Annotated in this window: 12 protein-coding genes, 1 tRNA gene and 1 pseudogene; 7 read left to right on the top strand and 7 right to left on the bottom strand. The window is 72.3% G+C overall.

The features are described 5' to 3' along the window. Window positions 1-62: 62 nt before the first annotated feature. Complete coding sequence (locus tag WME76_RS12130; protein WP_437960294.1) at window positions 63-968, top strand: helix-turn-helix transcriptional regulator; 906 nt, start codon at window positions 63-65, stop codon at window positions 966-968. Window positions 969-1,029: 61 nt separating this feature from the next. Next, window positions 1,030-1,458 carry a hypothetical protein gene (locus WME76_RS12125; protein WP_437960293.1) on the top strand — a complete coding sequence of 143 codons (429 nt, stop codon included), beginning with the start codon at window positions 1,030-1,032 and terminating at the stop codon, window positions 1,456-1,458. Between the two features lie 6 nt (window positions 1,459-1,464). Here the strand turns inward: WME76_RS12125 and WME76_RS12120 are convergent, their stop codons facing one another. Further along, window positions 1,465-2,784 carry a hypothetical protein gene (locus tag WME76_RS12120; protein WP_437960292.1) on the bottom strand — a complete coding sequence of 440 codons (1,320 nt, stop codon included), beginning with the start codon at window positions 2,782-2,784 and terminating at the stop codon, window positions 1,465-1,467. A 1,005-nt stretch (window positions 2,785-3,789) separates the two neighbouring features. Here WME76_RS12120 and WME76_RS12115 point away from each other — a divergent pair. After that, a pseudogene (locus WME76_RS12115) lies at window positions 3,790-4,848 on the top strand (tyrosine-type recombinase/integrase); the annotation flags it as partial. A 169-nt stretch (window positions 4,849-5,017) separates the two neighbouring features. Here WME76_RS12115 and WME76_RS12110 read toward each other — a convergent pair. Continuing rightward, window positions 5,018-5,090 (bottom strand) — tRNA-Lys (locus WME76_RS12110). Between the two features lie 286 nt (window positions 5,091-5,376). On the opposite strand from WME76_RS12110, the gene WME76_RS12105 reads away from it, so the two are divergent. Both WME76_RS12105 and WME76_RS12100 read left to right on the top strand, forming a co-directional pair. Next, window positions 5,377-6,141 (top strand): S1 RNA-binding domain-containing protein, encoded by a 765-nt coding sequence (locus tag WME76_RS12105; RefSeq protein ID WP_437960291.1) that lies wholly within the window; start codon window positions 5,377-5,379, stop codon window positions 6,139-6,141. A 483-nt stretch (window positions 6,142-6,624) separates the two neighbouring features. Then, on the top strand, window positions 6,625-8,166 hold the full coding sequence (locus tag WME76_RS12100) for a L,D-transpeptidase family protein (protein ID WP_437960290.1): 1,542 nt from the start codon (window positions 6,625-6,627) through the stop codon (window positions 8,164-8,166). A 186-nt stretch (window positions 8,167-8,352) separates the two neighbouring features. Here the strand turns inward: WME76_RS12100 and WME76_RS12095 are convergent, their stop codons facing one another. Further along, window positions 8,353-8,796 carry a hypothetical protein gene (locus tag WME76_RS12095; protein ID WP_061613774.1) on the bottom strand — a complete coding sequence of 148 codons (444 nt, stop codon included), beginning with the start codon at window positions 8,794-8,796 and terminating at the stop codon, window positions 8,353-8,355. A gap of 425 nt (window positions 8,797-9,221) precedes the next feature. Between WME76_RS12095 and WME76_RS12090 the strand changes: the two genes are divergently transcribed. Continuing rightward, window positions 9,222-9,989, top strand: a complete 768-nt coding sequence (locus tag WME76_RS12090; RefSeq protein ID WP_437960289.1) for a hypothetical protein — start codon at window positions 9,222-9,224, stop codon at window positions 9,987-9,989. A gap of 276 nt (window positions 9,990-10,265) precedes the next feature. Here the strand turns inward: WME76_RS12090 and WME76_RS12085 are convergent, their stop codons facing one another. Together WME76_RS12085 and WME76_RS12080 are read right to left on the bottom strand one after the other, a co-directional pair. Then, the gene (locus WME76_RS12085) at window positions 10,266-10,658 is read right to left on the bottom strand and encodes a response regulator (protein ID WP_437290945.1); all 393 of its coding nucleotides are present in this window, start codon (window positions 10,656-10,658) and stop codon (window positions 10,266-10,268) included. A gap of 205 nt (window positions 10,659-10,863) precedes the next feature. Then, complete coding sequence (locus WME76_RS12080; RefSeq protein WP_437960288.1) at window positions 10,864-11,295, bottom strand: DUF309 domain-containing protein; 432 nt, start codon at window positions 11,293-11,295, stop codon at window positions 10,864-10,866. Between the two features lie 88 nt (window positions 11,296-11,383). Here WME76_RS12080 and WME76_RS12075 point away from each other — a divergent pair, with 88 nt between their 5' ends. Further along, the gene (locus WME76_RS12075) at window positions 11,384-11,491 is read left to right on the top strand and encodes an LPXTG cell wall anchor domain-containing protein (RefSeq protein ID WP_437960287.1); all 108 of its coding nucleotides are present in this window, start codon (window positions 11,384-11,386) and stop codon (window positions 11,489-11,491) included. A 37-nt stretch (window positions 11,492-11,528) separates the two neighbouring features. On the opposite strand, the gene hflX is transcribed toward WME76_RS12075, so the two are convergent. Continuing rightward, window positions 11,529-12,953 carry a GTPase HflX gene (gene hflX, locus WME76_RS12070; protein ID WP_437960286.1) on the bottom strand — a complete coding sequence of 475 codons (1,425 nt, stop codon included), beginning with the start codon at window positions 12,951-12,953 and terminating at the stop codon, window positions 11,529-11,531. 73 nt (window positions 12,954-13,026) lie between these two features. Next, window positions 13,027-14,949 (bottom strand): GAF domain-containing protein, encoded by a 1,923-nt coding sequence (locus WME76_RS12065; protein WP_437960285.1) that lies wholly within the window; start codon window positions 14,947-14,949, stop codon window positions 13,027-13,029. Window positions 14,950-15,113: the final 164 nt, after the last annotated feature.

Raw genomic sequence — 15,113 nt, 5'->3', positions numbered from 1 at the left:
AGCACAAGGCCGAGATCCGTCTCGCTTCGGGCAAGGATGCGCACGTCCAGGAGGAGGAAGACATGGAGGAACTGCTGGGGACGATGTGGCTCATTTCGCCGATCGTTCTCGCGATGATGGCCTGTGTTTCGATCGGCTTCGCGGTGACCGCGCGCGAAGCGCTCGGCCGCGAGCGTGGGCTCCGCGAGGCACGCGAGCAGGCGCATGAGGACGAGGAGCTGGCCCTCACCGAAGCGAAGGACAAAGCAGAGCGGGAGCTGGAGCGACATCGGCGCCTGCTGGACTGCCATGTGGACGCCCTCATCGCGGCGACGACAGAAGTCCGCGCGCGCCCCGTCCCGTGGCCAGGCGGGGTCCTCGAAACGTTCTGCGCGACGATCCCCTCGTGGCAGCAAAAGCTGACCGAGAACACCGGGTTAGAACGAAAGGAGCTCGAGCGGCTGCTGAACAGCGATCATCCGATGACGCCCGGCCTCGCACGGCAGATCGAGGTCTTCACGGGCACGCCTGCGCGGTACTGGGAGCGCCTGTGGCGTCTGCACGATGACTACCGAGCGGACGCGGAGGACACGGCGGTGCTTCAGCTCGGTGAGCCCATCACCAGGCGCGAGCACTCGGCGCGTCTGACGGGGTCCTCAACGTCAAGCCCGACGTCGACGAACCCGGCCGCGGCTCCTCCTCGCGCGCCGGATGTTCCACCGCCCGTGGTGCCTTCTTCTGAGGCTGCCAAGAGCCCACGGGCCAAGCTCCCGCCGCCTCCTCAGCCGCGGCTTCGCTCACCGCTGCCTGCCCGTGCGATGCCGGGAGCTGAGTTCGCCTGTCGCGCTGCCGCACTGACGAGCTTTCCGGTACAGCATGACGATGGCGGCCCCAGCGTCGTACGAGGGTCCGATGGGGAGGACATCGAACGCTCTGCATTGAACACGACCCTGCCGGGCGTCGGAAGCCACGGAGCAGCCCAACTGTGACCCCCGTCGATGGAAGCCAGCACGCGAGCGAAAGCGCAGCCGGCGATTCAACGGAGCACACATGGAGTCCGAGAACCACCGTTCAAGCCTCAAGCAATTGACCGAGCGAATCGAATGGCGCATTGTTCCGCTGAGCAAGAGCCATGTGCAGGCGCTCATCGAAGAGGGCTTCAATGCGTACTACAGCGCTCCATCGGGCAAGGTGGCGACAGCGCTGCTGACGTTGGCTCGCTTGGTCCTGGACGAGGCGACCCCTGGACATCGGAACGATCCTGAAGCTACGGAAGCCCGGGTGCCGATCTGTCGCATCTCACCGCTCGAGGAAGCGCTGACCCGTTGGGCTGACGTCGACGAAGTCGAGCAAAAACGAGTAGTTACAATCCTCGACGCGATAGGCGACAAGGATCCCGCCGCCCGTGCCGCCCATTCGCTTCTGGTCTGGGCCGCGCAGGTGTACCAACTCGCGACGAGAGCCGGTGTAAAGAGTTGATGCGCCCTACAGCTTGTTCCGAACTCGGATCCTGTGCCATGCCCACGGCTCACCATCGTCATCAGGCGCCACGCGAATCGCCTGGATCTCATGCGTTGGGACCGGGAGCTTCACCCCCCGCTCGTCCCTGGTCGTAACGACCTCAGGAAATCTGACGTCGACGATGCGGACACGGTGCGCTCGCCACCAAGGATCCGTCCACCCCGGCGCCATCCCCACCACCAGGTCGACGGCCGCGTCCTTTTCGTAGGCGCTCTTCAGCCGCTGGTGGAGGCTCACGTCGCCAGGCAGGGCCCAGTCGGTGTCCAGCATCTCGTCGACGAAGCCCCAGCGAAGGCGAACGGCGCCATGGAGGACACCGTACTGGTAGAACGCGTGAAGCGCCTTGGCGTCGCTCTCGATCCGGCGCGCAAGCCGCCAATGTTCGCCTTCGGAGAGGTAGCGCCCCACCCTCTCAGGCTCGCCCAGCGGGCGGCGGATGCGGGTGGTCCCGGCGATGAGGAGCTCCGGCGTGATCTGCAGCATGCGCCCCGCTCGGTTCAGCCGTCTCGACTTCTGCGGCGGCTCGAGGTCCACGACCTGGCAGCGGTCGGCGCCGAACCCCAGCGCGCGCAGCGTGTCGCGGATGTGGAGGCCCGCGATCACGTCGAAGCGCTCGAGCAGTCCGGCCAGCTTGGCAACGTCGTGACCGAGGAAGGTCTGGATCGATCGCCGGCCGACGTCGAGCACCGCCACGGCCTGGGGATCCTCTGCGGAAGGCACCGCGCGAAGGACGGCGCGGCAGGCCATGCGCGCAATCTCCCCGATCTCGGCGTTGCGTCGCCCTTCCGCGTCGGGTTCCACGCGACGGACCACGCAGCCCTCCTCCCACGCCGTGGGCTGTGACCGGGACCGCTGAACGAGCACCGCCGGCGGAAGCCCTCGGACCGCCCGCCGCATCGCGACCAGGCCCGGCGCGACAGGGTTCAGCGTGAGCCGGCCGTTCTCATCCGTGATGAAGAGATCGCTCGGCCCTGGCCCGTTGCGCGGGCCGAGTTTTTCTCGGTGCCTCGTGAGCCCGGCGAGGAAGGTCTCAATCTCCGCGGCGGTCATCGGCGTCCTCCGTGCATCCAGCACGGCCGCTGCTTGTTGGATCCAGGGCAAGCTCGTGACGGAGCGACCGCGGAACGCCGCCTCGACCTCCTCGGTCGACAGCGGCACGTCGTCCCCAGGCACGAAAGGCACGGGGCTCGGGAGCTGTGGCGCCGCGCGTTCGTCGCGGAGAGCTGCGGCTCGCATCGCCGAGATATCGCGCTCGAAACCGCGGTCGGCGATCCTGCGGTGCATCAAATCTCGCACGAGGCGGCGCGCCTCTGGGGCGTTCGGGCGAAGCTCAGGATCCCTCAAGGCTCGAAAACTCACATTTACCATGGCGTGCACACCCTACCGCAGTGTCCGTTCCGGTTCAGTATCACCGGCGGGGCAGAAGGCACTCGAAGTTGGATGGAAGATGGCCACTCGCGGGACTGAAAATCGACCGATAAAATCGCGAGCCCGATCGGAATGGTACCCAATGACATTCCGAACAGCCGCGTGGGTCGTCCACGCGGCCCGCCGCCTGCAGCAACCCGGCCCCCAGGCGTTGGCCAGGCGACAAGGCTCGCGCCCCTGGGCAAGAGCGTGCGAGGGGTCGGGGCAACAGGATCACGGCGCTGAGAAAGGCGAGGCGCTGACCGGTCAACTCGACGCCGCCGCTCCCGCAACTGCTTCGAGCCCAACGAGGGGCGCCCGACTGCCCGTACGCACGCGCGCTCCGAGATACAAAATTGAGCCCCTCAAAACCGCCCCCGGCGAGTTTTCTGCGCGCGCGCAAGTTCGCGTTCTGATTCGGTTTATTGCGCTCGTGGAGAAGGGCTCCTCGCACCGAGATGCCTCGCGCCAGAGTTACCTTTTTGTGCACCTCGGCGGGCCCTGCATCAGGCTCGCCTCGAACGGATGCACAGCGGGCCAAGCCGATCCCCCTCGCACGAGCTGCCGGCGGCGAAGGGGCCACCCATCCTGGCTTCCGATGGCCACGCGCGCACGAACCCAAGGGAACGACGATGAAAGGCGATGCAGCAAGAAAGGACCTGGTCGGGCATGAGGATCGGCCCCTCACGCCCCGCGAGCTCGCGCGTCTCCTCCGCGCCTTCGCGCACATGATCGAAGCCGCTGCGAACGATCCCGGGCCGGAGCTCCCTCGCCCGGTCCGTCGGCCCTCTCGCGCCGCGGCTCTGCCCGCAGCGTCTCCGCTGACGCAGGCGCGGGCCACGGCCGCGCTGAAGAAGCTCGGCGTGCTACCCTGAGGGCCGCATGGGCGAGCAACGCAAAGGTCGGCATCTGGTCCGCATCACCATCAACGGCGAGCGCCGCCGGATAGGCTCCTGCGCCACCGGGGAGGAGGCCGAGGAGCTGCGCGCCGCCGTCTATTCGCGCGCCAGCGACGTCGCCGGCATCACCCTCCGAGCCTGGGGCGAGCAATGGCTCGACCGCCGGGAGCGCCTCGACGGCCTGCGCAGCATCTCGACCGACCGTGGCCGCTGGCGGACGCATATCGAGAGCTCCCCACTGGCCAGCATGGCACTCGTCATGATCACGTCGGGCGACGTCGACGCCTGGATATGCGCCCTCCAGAAGAAGCTGACCGCAACACCCTATCGCGCGCCCAAGCCCATCTCCCCGGCCACGGTCAAGCAGGTCATCGGGCTGCTCCGGCAAATGCTCGACGATGCCATGCCGCAGCACATCACCACGAATCCCGTGGCCGCCCTGAAGAAGCGCGTCCAGAAGGCCACCAAGCGCCGCGCTCGCGACGCCACCGTCGAGCCCTGGACCTACCTGGAGCCGGAAGAGCAGCACCGCCTCCGCACCAGCGACGCCATCCCCGAGGCGGACCGCCTTATCATCCTGTTCGCCCTCCTCACCGGCCTCCGCCAGGGCGAGCAGTTCAACCTGGAGCTCGCCGATCTCCGCCTCGACGCCGACGCCCCGCACGTCGTGGTCCGCTTCGGCTCGAAGAACCAGCCCCCGAAGAACGGCAAGATCCGCCGCGTCTACCTCTCCGCCGACGCCGTCGACATCTGCCGCCGCTGGCTCGCGCTCCTCCCGAGCTACGCCCCCCACAACCCGGAGTCCCTCGTCTTCCCCGGCGCCCGGGGCGGCCGCGTCTCCAAGGGCAAGACCCCGCTCATCCGCAGCGAGATGGTCACCCTCCCGACCGGCCGCCGGAAGCAGAAGAAGGTCGACCTCTTCGACCGCCACCTCGCCGCCGCCGGCATCACCCGCCCGGTCCGCTGGCACGACCTCCGCCACAGCTGCGCCAGCTCGCTCGTCGCTGGCTGGTGGGGCCGTCGCTGGACGCTCGAGGAGGTCCGCGAGCACCTCGGCCACACGTCGATCGCCTCGACGCACCGCTACGCGCACCTGAGCGAGACGGCCATCAAGGGCGCCGTCCGCCAGACGCCCGGGTGGGCAGCGCCGCTGCCCACCTCCGCCTCGATTCCTCCTGAGGTTTCGCGTCTAACCCCTCGGAATCATTCAGTGGGTCGACAGGGACTCGAACCCTGGACCTACGGATTAAAAGTCCGCAGCTCTACCGACTGAGCTATCGACCCGATTCAGCGGCCGGCGAAGCTAGCAGAAGGTGCAGGCAGGTTCCACCTTTCCTTTCCTGCCCCCGCCGGCTGCTTCCCGCCGCGCCGGCGAGTGCGCTGCGTGTGCTCCCAGGCCCAGGTGCGGCGTCCTGCTCCCTCCCCGCGCCCACCTCGCCCGACGCATCGCATTGACGCGCCTCCACCCCATCCCGCCCGTCCGCCTCTCCTCCCCTCCCGTCCCTCTCCCCTCGCTTCTCCCTCACGGCCGCCTTCCTCACGCCCTCGCCTCGCGCTATGAGGTCCCGCCATGTCGCCGTCGCGCCCTTCCGCCGCCTCCAAGGAATCGTTCGCTTCGCTCTTCGAGCAGTCCGAGGGGGCTGGCAAGCAGCGCCGCCGTCAGTACCACACGGGCGAGACCGTCGAGGTGACCGTCGTCGCGATCGCGCGCGAGGCGGTCTTCGCGGATCTCGGTGGCAAGCAGGAGGGCATGTTCGAGCGCGTTGCCCTGAGCGATGGCGACGGCAACGTCCGGGTCTCGGTCGGCTCGCGCGTCTCTGCGGTCGTCTCGGGCGTCGACTTCGGCACCGGCCAGGTGCGCCTCACCCCGGTGGTCGTTCGTGCGAGCGATGACGGCGACAGCGGGTCGCCGCTCGCGGTCTCTTCGCCGGCTGCCGGTGGTGCGCCGCTGCTCGTCGAGGGGGCCCGGGTCAAGGGCAAGGTGACGGGCATCGAGCGGTACGGCGTCTTCGTCCAGATCGCCGGCACGTCGGGCCGCTCGGGTCGCGGCCTCGTCCCGACGGCCGAGACGGCGACGCCTCGCGCGGCCGATCTGAAGAAGCACTTCACCGTGGGCCAGGAGGTCGAGGCGAAGATCCTCAACGTCGACGAGTCCGGCAAGATCCGCCTGTCGATCTCCGCGCTCCGCGTCGACGAGGAGCGCGGCCAGTTCGAGTCGTACGCCAAGGCCGAGCGCTCCGGCGGTGGCAATGACAAGGGCGACAAGAGCGCCAAGCCCGCTCCGCGCAACTTCGGCACGCTGGGCGACCTGCTCGCGAAGAAGGTCAAGCGCTAGGCGAGCGCGCCGCCTCGCTGTCCCGTCCGCCGCCGCCGCGCCCGCGCCGCGCGGCAGGAGATTGCATCGCCCCCGCCGCTCGGCGTACACCTCGCCCGCTCGGCTCCCGGCTCGCGCTCCAGCTCCTCGTGGCCCGCTGGTCGCGTCCTCGCGCACGCCCGCCCAGGCGCCCGCGGCCTTGCTCTCTCCGTCTCCGCCTGCGCCCTCGCGTCGATGCCTTCCCTCGCTCGTACCTCCGCGCCCGCCCTCGCCTTCCTGGCCGCCGCCTGCTCTCCGGCCCAGGATCCACCCGGCCGGGCGACCGATGACCACCGCGCCGACGCGCCTGCAGCCGCCGCTTCCGGCGCCCCCGCGTCGCCCGACAACGCAGCCGCTTCTTCTTCCGGCTCGCCCTCTCCCGGCTCGCCTTCCCTCGCCGCCGCCTCCGCCTCTCCCAAGGAGGCCACCCTCCCGGGCCAGGGCGCGAAGATCGCCAGCATCGCGATGCGCACCTGGATCTACGTCGCCCCCGACGAGCGCTCCACGAAGCTCGGCTACCTGCGCGCCGGCGCGGTCGTCGAGCGGGCCGAGCTCCCCGCGGGCACCAAGGGTTGCGCTGGCGGCTGGTACCGGATCGCGCCGCGCGGCTACGTCTGTGTCGGCAAGGGCGCCTCGCTCGCGCTCGAGCACCAGGTGGTCGCCGCCGCGGTGCGCGGCCCGCGCCGTGGAGCGCCCGTGCCGTACCACTACGTCATGTCGGGCTCGCCCCCGCCGCACCTCTATTTCCGGCTCCCCACGGTCGAGGATCAGCGCCGCGTCGAGGGCTCCACGCTCAACGTCCACCTCGCCCGCGCCGCCGTCGCGCCCTCTTCCTTGCCGCTCGACCCGGTGCCGGCCTTCCTGCTCGCCGGCCGGGATCTCCCCAAGCCGTACGGCGCCGAGGAGAAGCTCCACTACTCCGTGCACACCGGCCGTGCGAAGGAGAGCTCTGCCTTCGGCCTCATCACCACCTTCGAGTGGTCCAACCGCCGCTTCGGCCTCACCACCGAGCTCGACCTCATCCCGCTCGATCGCACCCGCCCCGCGCGCCTCAGCGCGCTTCGCGGCGTCGTGATCAAGGACCTCGACGCCGAGGGCGCCGAGGTCCCCGCGAGCGCCGCCGCCCCCGCCTCCCCGCCCGACACCGCATCTCCGACCGCCAGCGCGACCCCGGCCTCCCCGACGCCAGCGGGCGCCCCGACGCCAGCGGGTGCCCCGACGCTCCCGACCGCTTCCCCCGCCGACGCCGCGAGCGCCTCGTTCTCCATCGCCGAGCCCCCCGCCGACGAGCTTCCTCCCGCGCCGCACGGCACCGACCCTCGCATCGATCCCAGCCTGAAGGGCGCCCCTGCGTTCGTCCGCGCCCACGGCGCGAGCAAGCATCGTCCCTCGGCGTCGGGCGGCTCGCTCGTCGACGCGGGGCTCGCGCCGTTCCGCTCGGGCTGGGTGCTCACCGGCCGCACGCGCGGCGGCGCGAAGGGGCTGCTCGAGACGACCGAGGGCTCATGGCTCGCCGGCGACCACCTCGTCATCGCCGAGCTGCGCAAGGATCCTCAGGGGTTCGCGCGCGACGGCAAGAAGTGGATCGACATCTCGATCCGCCGCCAGATCCTCGTCGCCTACGAGGGCACGCGCCCCGTGTTCGCGGCGCTCATCTCCAGCGGGCGCAGCGGCATGGCGGATCCCGAGGAGACCGACGCCACCGTCCGCGGGTCGTTCTACATCCACGCGAAGCACGTCTCGACCACGATGGACGGCGACGACGAGGCGTCCGAGGCGTTCGACCTGCGAGACGTGCCGTACACGCAGTACTTCCACGAAGGGTACGCGCTGCACGGCGCCTACTGGCACGACGAGTTCGGCAAGGCGCGCAGCCACGGATGCATCAACCTGGCGCCCGCCGACGCGGCCTGGCTCTTCGAGTGGACCGAGCCCGCCGTCCCGCCCGAGTGGCACGGCGCCCTCAACATCGAGGGCGGCGGCACGCTCGTCTACGTGCACGGCTGAGTCCACGCGCACGGTCGACGTCACGCGCACGGCTGAGGCCACACACGCCGTCGACGTCACGCGCATGGCTGATGCTGCCACGCGCACGGCACCGCCGCCGCCGTTCGGCCTCGGCCCGCTCCGCCAGCACGTCCGGCGGAGGGGCCGCGCCGCAGCTCTCCCGCTGCCTCGCTTCCCGCCTCGCCGTTACTGGCAGGAGGCCGGCATCTGCGCGCCGAGCAGGAGGCCGCGCAGCGTCGAGAGCGCCTGCCGGCCTTGCGGCGAGTTCGCCAGGCCGTCGCACGCCGAGGCCGCCGCGAGGTAGCCGCCCTGCTGCTCGGGGGGCGCCGACTTCGCGTTCTGGCGCAGCGCCGCGCAGCACTTGCGGATGCCGCTCGGGTCGCCCGTTCCGACCACCTTCTTCCCGGCGTCTGCGTCCGCGACGTCAGCATCGGCCGCGTCCGCCCCGGCGTCCTCTTCGGGCACGATCTGCGTCGTGGGCGTCGGCGTCGGGGCCGGCGTCGGCACGGCCGGCGCCGAGGGCACCGGCGGCAGCTCCTCCTCCTCCTTCTTGCACCCGTTGCTGACCAGAGCCACCGCGAGGGGGAACGTCAGCGCCCCCAGAACCGTGAAGAGCCGTGTAGGTTTCATCTCACCTCAAGTATCCGATCCGCGTTTGCGTGGGAACTTCTGTTCGACGAGGGACGCCCCGATCGCAACCAACTTCCCCGAGCGCACGCGGTCATGATACCCGCCGACTGCACGCCCTCGGCGATCCGAGCGGTCGAAGTATGGGCGTCGCGAGTCCGCTCGCAAGACCGCGAACGCCGCCGACGTCCGTCGCCTCAGGTGCGCCCCGATCTCGTCTACGGGCGCGTCCTCGCGGCGTACGACGGCGCGCGCAGCGCGGCGTGGAGCACGGTGAGCTGCGATGCCGCCATGAAACGCGAGCGGGCGCGCGCCCTGGCCCAAGCGCGCGCGCGTTCGCATGTCCAAATCACGAAAGGACACGCCGACCGGCCGCCCGTGGGTCACGACTCCAGCGTTCGACCGATACGGCTGAAGCAGAAGCAACCATGAAGAGCACGCAGCACAAGGAGTGGAGGAACGAACACCGATCCGCTGTCGCCAACCCCGGAGAAGACACCTCGGTCGCGTTCTCGGTGGACGCCCAGCCGACCACGGAGAGCGCCGCCGCCACGACCCCGTCCGCGGCGCACGTCGCGGACGACGATCGCGATGTGTCCTCGGGGGTCATCGACCTGAGCGCGCTGAGGGCCGGCGAGCACCGCGCTCCCCATGTCCTCGACGTCCTGCCGATCTTCCCGTTCGGCGAGCCGCCCGCGTCGACCCGCGCGCCCGCGTCGGCCCGCGCGCCCGCAGCCCCGGCACAGGGCGGATCGAGGCGGGCGTGGCGCGCCCGCCCGGCCGTCGCCCTGCTCGCGGCCGCCGGCGCGGTCACGGCCCTCACCGTGGGCTTCGCGGCGCCGCGCGCCGCCGATCCGGGGCCTCCGGCGACCGCCGGGCTCGCCGCCGCGACGCGCTCAATCGAGGCGCGGCTCCCGCGCGCCGAGGCGCCTGCTGCTGAGCCTGCCGAGCGCGCGCAGGTCGCGCCGGCGCCCCCCGAGGCGGAGCGCGCGGCCGCCGGCGTCCCCGGCGACGATCCCGGCACCGTCGTCGCCGCGCGCCGCGCCCCCGAGGGCCGCGCGCGGGTCACCGGCGCGCCCGCCCCGCAGCACGGCAACGCCGGCTCCGCGACGACGGGCGCCGCCGACCGCCGCGCTCCGGCCGACCCTTGCCGCGGCGACCTCATGTGCGCCATGCGCCGCGCGACGGGCGGCTGATCCCACGTCGCTCCGCGGCGGCTCCTCCCGCCGCCGCGGAGCGACCGCGCTCCACGCTCGCCCGCCCTCCTCCTCGGCCGCGCTCCGCGGCGCCCCATCGCCGAGCAGCGGCGCCCCATTGCCGAGCAGCGGCCCCCCATCACCGAGCAGCGGCCCCCCATCGCCGAGCAGCGCCCCCCCAGCACCGAGCAGCGCCCCCCAGCACCGAGCAGCGGCCGAACAGCGGCCCCCATCGCCGCGCGGCTCAGGCCGGGCGCCATCCCGGCCCGATCCCGTTCACGCGGACGCCGGGCTCGATCCCGTCGACGAGCCGGCGTGCACGGCGATCGAGTCGAGCAGGCGGTTCAGGTCGAACGGCTTCGCGACCGACGCGCACGCGCCCACCTCGCGGGCCCAGGTGCCGGCGTCGACCGCCGCCGTCATGACCAGGATCGGCGCGCGCGGGCCGGGGCACGACGCATACGCGCGCGCGAACCCCCAGCCGTCCATCACCGGCATGCGCATGTCGAGCAGGATGAGGTTCGGCCTGTTGCGCTCGAGCAGCGCGAGCGCGGCCTCGCCGTCGCTCGCGGAGAGGACGTCGTAGCCCTCCTCCAACAGCGTGATCTCGAGCATCTCCCGGATCTCCTGGTCGTCGTCCACGATCAGGATCTGCTTGCGCCGTTTCACGCGGCTCCTTTCGGTTTGCAGCTTGGATCGGGGCGCGTCGTTCGCCGTCCCCTCCACCCCGGTTCCACAGTACCCGTCTGCCACGATATCCCCCCACAGGGCCGCTCGCCTGCGATCGTCACCCCAGGCAAACGATGTCACGCCCGCCTCCCTCGTCGCACGTGACAAGCGCAATCTCGACCGCACGCCCGTTCGGGTCAGACGCTCACGCGCGTGGACGCGCGCTCGTCGGTGTGGACGACGCGACCTCGCGGTGGGCCTCCATCCTGGGCAGAAGCGCAGCGTCGAGCTCCGTCTTGCCCTCGCTCGCGAGCCGCGCGATGGCGCTCGCCGCGCGGAGGATGTCGTCGGACAGGAGCCCGATCGCGAGGCCGCCCGTGCCGTCCGGCACGCCCGCGAGCCGGGCGTGCGCCTTGCCGAGCAGGCGCACCGCTCCGGACGGGCTCTGCATCCGCGTGAGCTTGTGCATGGCCGCGGCGACGAGGATGAGCCCCTGGAGGAACGCCTTCCTCACCGGGTGCGGCTCGTCGCGCCACCCGACCTCCCAGCGCTCGTGCGCCTCGAAGAACAGCCCGGCGCGGTAGGCTTCGAGCCCGCTCTGGACGATCGCTTCGAGCTCGGCGTCGGGGGATGTCATGGCGCGGAGCGGCGGGACGGGTCGAGAGAACGTAGCACGCGGGGCCGGCGCGCCCCGCGCTCCGTCCCCGCGGTGCTACGCTCGCCGCGTGCAACGGTGGATCCTCGTCGCGGTGATCGCTGGGCTCCACCTGCTGGCGTTCTCGATCGGCCTGTTCCTGCGCCGCCGCAGGCGGCGACGCCACGCGCAGCGCTGACGCCGCGCGCAGATCCCTCCGCGCGGCTCCCCCGCGCTCAGCGCGCGAGCAGGCTGCGCAGCCGGTCGAGCGCCGCGGGGTGCGCCCGCACCGCGAGCCGGCCGCCGTCGTCGCCGTACTCCTCCGAGAGCACGCGCGCGTTCTCGTAGATCTCTCCGATGAGGCTCTGCTTCGCGTACGGCAGGAAGAGCTCGGCCTCCACCATCGACCCCTCGAAGAAGGCGATGATCGACTCGCGCAGCGCCGCCACGTCGGCCGGGGTCTTCGCCGAGAGCAGCGTCGCCTCGGGGAACTCGATCCGCAGCGCGTCCCGCTCGTCCTCCGACAGTCGGTCCACCTTGTTGAGCAGGAGCCGGCTCGGCACCTCGTTCGCGCCGATCTCCGAGAGCACGCTGCGCGTCACCCCGAGCTGATCGCGGAACGTCGGATCCGACGCGTCGGCGACGTAGAGCAGGAGCGACGCCTCGAGCGCCTCGTCCAGCGTCGAGCGGAAGCTCGCCACGAGATCGTGCGGCAGCTTCTTGATGAACCCGACGGTGTCCGAGACGAGGATCCGCGGGCGCACCTCCGGGTGGAGCGCGCGCACCGTCGTGTCGAGCGTCGCGAACAGCTTGTCCGCGACGAGCACCTCGCTGCCCGTCAGCGCCCGCATCAGCGACGACTTGCCGGCGTTCGTGTAGCCGACCAGCGCGACGCGGCGCTGGCCCTGCCGGAGCGCGCGGCGCGTCGACTGCTCGCGCTGCACCGAGGCGAGCTCCTGCTTCAGCTCCGCGATCCGGTCGCGGATCTTGCGGCGATCGAGCTCGAGCGCGCTCTCGCCGGCGCCCTTGCCGCCGATGCCGCCGCGCTGCCTGTCGCCGCCCCCGCCCGTCTCGCGCAGCCGCGGCGCGACGTAGTTGAGCCGCGCGATCTCGACCTCGAGCTTCGCCTCACGGCTCCGCGCGTGGCGGTGGAAGATCTCGATGATCACGCCCGCCCGGTCGAGCACCTGCGCGCCGGTCGCGCGCTCCAGGTTGCGCGCCTGGCTCGGCGAGATGTCGTGGTCGACCGCCACGACCGTCGCCCGGCGCGCCGCCTGCCCGGCGCCGCCCGCGCCCGAGGCCGCGGCCCCGTCCTCGTCGTCCTCGCCGTCGTCCGCGTCGAGCTCGCCGTCCTCGTCGTCCTCGCCGCTCTCCGCGGCCCGGCGCGCGCGCGCCTTGTTCTTCCGCTCCGGCGCGCCCGAGGGCACGACGCCGCTGCCGCCCGTGAGCTCCGCGAGCTCCTTCAGCTTCCCCTCCCCGAGCACCGCGGCCGCCGCGAGCGCGCTGCGCCGCTGCGACACGGTCGCGATCACGTCGAAGCCGAGCGTGTGCACGAGGCGGCCGAGCTCGGCGAGATCGGCGGCGTGCTCGACGTCGTCGACGCCGGGGAGCTGCACTCCGACGAGCACAGCGAGGGGACGTTCCTGGTTGGTCGTGGTCATAAGGTCGCGTGCGAGGGCGGGAGCTTCGCCTCATCCGCCGCCGGGACGCAAGCAGCCCGGCGGCCCGGGCGGCTCACCTCGAGCGCGCCGCCTCGCGGTGGAGCCGCGCGAGCTCGATGGCCAGCGACGCGACGCGCCCGAGCTCGGCGGCGGCGCCGATGTCGTCCTGGCGGAGCTCGCGCTCGACCGTCCAGAGGCTCAGCAGGCCGAGCTTGCGGCCGCGCGCCGCGAGCGGAACGACGATCGCCGAGCGGGCGCCGAGCTCCCGCAGCGCGGACAGGTGCTCGGGGCCGCGCGCGACGCGCTGCAGCCAGGGGTCGGTCACCAGCGGGACCAGGGTGACGTCCCTGCGGGCCGTGGCCTCGGCCAGCGGGCCGGTCTCGCCGAGGAGCAGCGGCGGGTGCTTGAGCAGCCTCGGCAGGAGCGCCCGCGCCTCGGGCAGGCGCCCCGCAGCGACGAGCCGCGGGAGGCCGCCGCCGTCGGCGAGGTCGAGCGCGCAGAGGTCCGCGAAGCGCTCGCCGCCGAGCCGCACCACCTGCTCCACCGTCGCGTCGGGGTCGAGCGACTCCGTCATCAGCGCGCTCGCCTCGGTCAGGAGCTCGCGCGCGCGCTCCGCCTTCCGGATCTCCGTGACGTCCTCGACGACCATCACCGCCGCGGTGATCCGCCCCTCCGTGTCGCGCACGGGCGTCGCGCTGAAGCTCCCCCGCCGGCGCTCCCCGTCGGCCCGGAGGAACTCGAGCTCCTCGCGGATGACCGTCTCGCCGCCGTGCAGCGCCCGGGAGAGCAGCCAGCGCGCGCGCTGGTCGTCGTCCGTCTCGCTGAGCAGCGTCCTGAGCGGGGCGTTGCTCGGCGTCTCCTCGTGGCCGCGGACGATCTCCGCGAACCGCCGGTTGCTGAGCGCGAGCGTGCCCGACGCCCCTTCCGCGACGGCCACGCCGAGCGGGAGCCGCTGGATCGCCGTCTCGAGCCGGCTGCGCTCCGAGGCGAGCTGCTCGCGGAGCTGGGCCTGGGTCGCGAGCGCGGCCGCGCGCTCGGCCGCCTTCCGGAAGAGCAGCCTGTCGCCCTCGGAGAACTCCGCCACGCGGCGCGAGCTCACGACCGCGACGCCGACGAGCCGCCCCTCCGAGAGCATCGGCACGCCGTAGAGCGCGTGGAGCGCGTCGCTCGGGCGCTCGCCCTGCGCGCCCGACTCGGGCCCGGCCGCGCCGCCGCCGGCGTCGGTGGCGAGCGGATCCGGCGCCGCCGAGCGCAGCGCCACAGGGCGGCGCTCGCGGACCACGCGGCCGATGAACCCCTCGGCGAGCCGGTACGCGCGCAGGCCCCACAGCGCCTCGTCGACGCCGATCGCCGCGCGCATCCGCAGCACCTCGCCCTCGATGAGCAGCATCACCGCCCAGTCGACCGACCGCGCCGACTCGACGAGCACCTCGAGCAGCCGCCGGAGGAGCCGGTCGATGTGCACGTTGCCCATGCCCTCGGCCGAGACGCGATCGAGCGCGCCGAGCGCGCGCTCTCGCGCCGCCGCGCTCCGCGTGGCCGGGTCGATGATCACCTGATCGAGCGCCTCGTGCAGGACGGTCATCTCGAGCCACGACGGCTGCGTGCCGGTCCGCTCGATCGCGCGGAGCACGCAGCGGCGCAGCACCGAGTACTGCGCGGTCACGTCCTCGAGATCGAACCCGTCGCGCAGACGGTCGAGCACGCGGAAGCCGAGCAGCGGCTCGGGGAACTCGGCCGCGAGCGACTCGACGCCGGTCCACGAGTCGCGCTCCTCGCCGCTCTCCGGCACCACCGCCGCGGACACGGCCGCGTCGAGGCGCTCGGCGATGCGCTCGAAGACCGACGGCAGCTCCTCGCGCAGGGCGAGGTAGCCCGGGGACTGCTCGCCCGGCGCGCGGCGCCGCTCGGCGCGCTCCCACGCCTCCAGGATCCCCGCGCCGTGGGCGCGGAGGAATGCGGCGAGCGGCGACTTGGGAAGGTCTCTAGGGGCCATTCACGCGCTGGCCGGAGCCGAGCCACCGTCAGTCTACGTCAGCCCGCGATGACGTAGATCCAGAAACGAACCCGATCGCGTCCTGCCCGCCGGCTCTCCCGGGGACGGCGCCGCGGCGATCCAGATCACTCCGTCCGATCGACCGGCGTTCGCCAGCGCTCTTC

It is taken from the genome of Sorangium sp. So ce119, assembly GCF_051524405.1.
Lineage (GTDB): Bacteria > Myxococcota_A > Polyangia > Polyangiales > Polyangiaceae > Sorangium > Sorangium cellulosum_G.
This window is presented reverse-complemented; position numbering and strand designations above follow the sequence as displayed.

Excerpts from the sequence above, each read along its gene's own strand:
- WME76_RS12105 (WP_437960291.1), top strand. The coding sequence starts at position 5,377 with ATGTCGCCGTCGCGCCCTTCCGCCGCCTCCAAGGAATCGTTCGCTTCG.
- WME76_RS12095 (WP_061613774.1), bottom strand. The coding sequence starts at position 8,796 with ATGAAACCTACACGGCTCTTCACGGTTCTGGGGGCGCTGACGTTCCCC.
- WME76_RS12120 (WP_437960292.1), bottom strand. The coding sequence starts at position 2,784 with ATGCACCGCAGGATCGCCGACCGCGGTTTCGAGCGCGATATCTCGGCG.
- hflX (WP_437960286.1), bottom strand. The coding sequence starts at position 12,953 with ATGACCACGACCAACCAGGAACGTCCCCTCGCTGTGCTCGTCGGAGTG.
- WME76_RS12125 (WP_437960293.1), top strand. The coding sequence starts at position 1,030 with ATGGAGTCCGAGAACCACCGTTCAAGCCTCAAGCAATTGACCGAGCGA.
- WME76_RS12100 (WP_437960290.1), top strand. The coding sequence starts at position 6,625 with ATGCGCACCTGGATCTACGTCGCCCCCGACGAGCGCTCCACGAAGCTC.
- WME76_RS12065 (WP_437960285.1), bottom strand. The coding sequence starts at position 14,949 with ATGGCCCCTAGAGACCTTCCCAAGTCGCCGCTCGCCGCATTCCTCCGC.
- WME76_RS12090 (WP_437960289.1), top strand. The coding sequence starts at position 9,222 with ATGAAGAGCACGCAGCACAAGGAGTGGAGGAACGAACACCGATCCGCT.
- WME76_RS12130 (WP_437960294.1), top strand. The coding sequence starts at position 63 with ATGGAGGAACTGCTGGGGACGATGTGGCTCATTTCGCCGATCGTTCTC.
- WME76_RS12080 (WP_437960288.1), bottom strand. The coding sequence starts at position 11,295 with ATGACATCCCCCGACGCCGAGCTCGAAGCGATCGTCCAGAGCGGGCTC.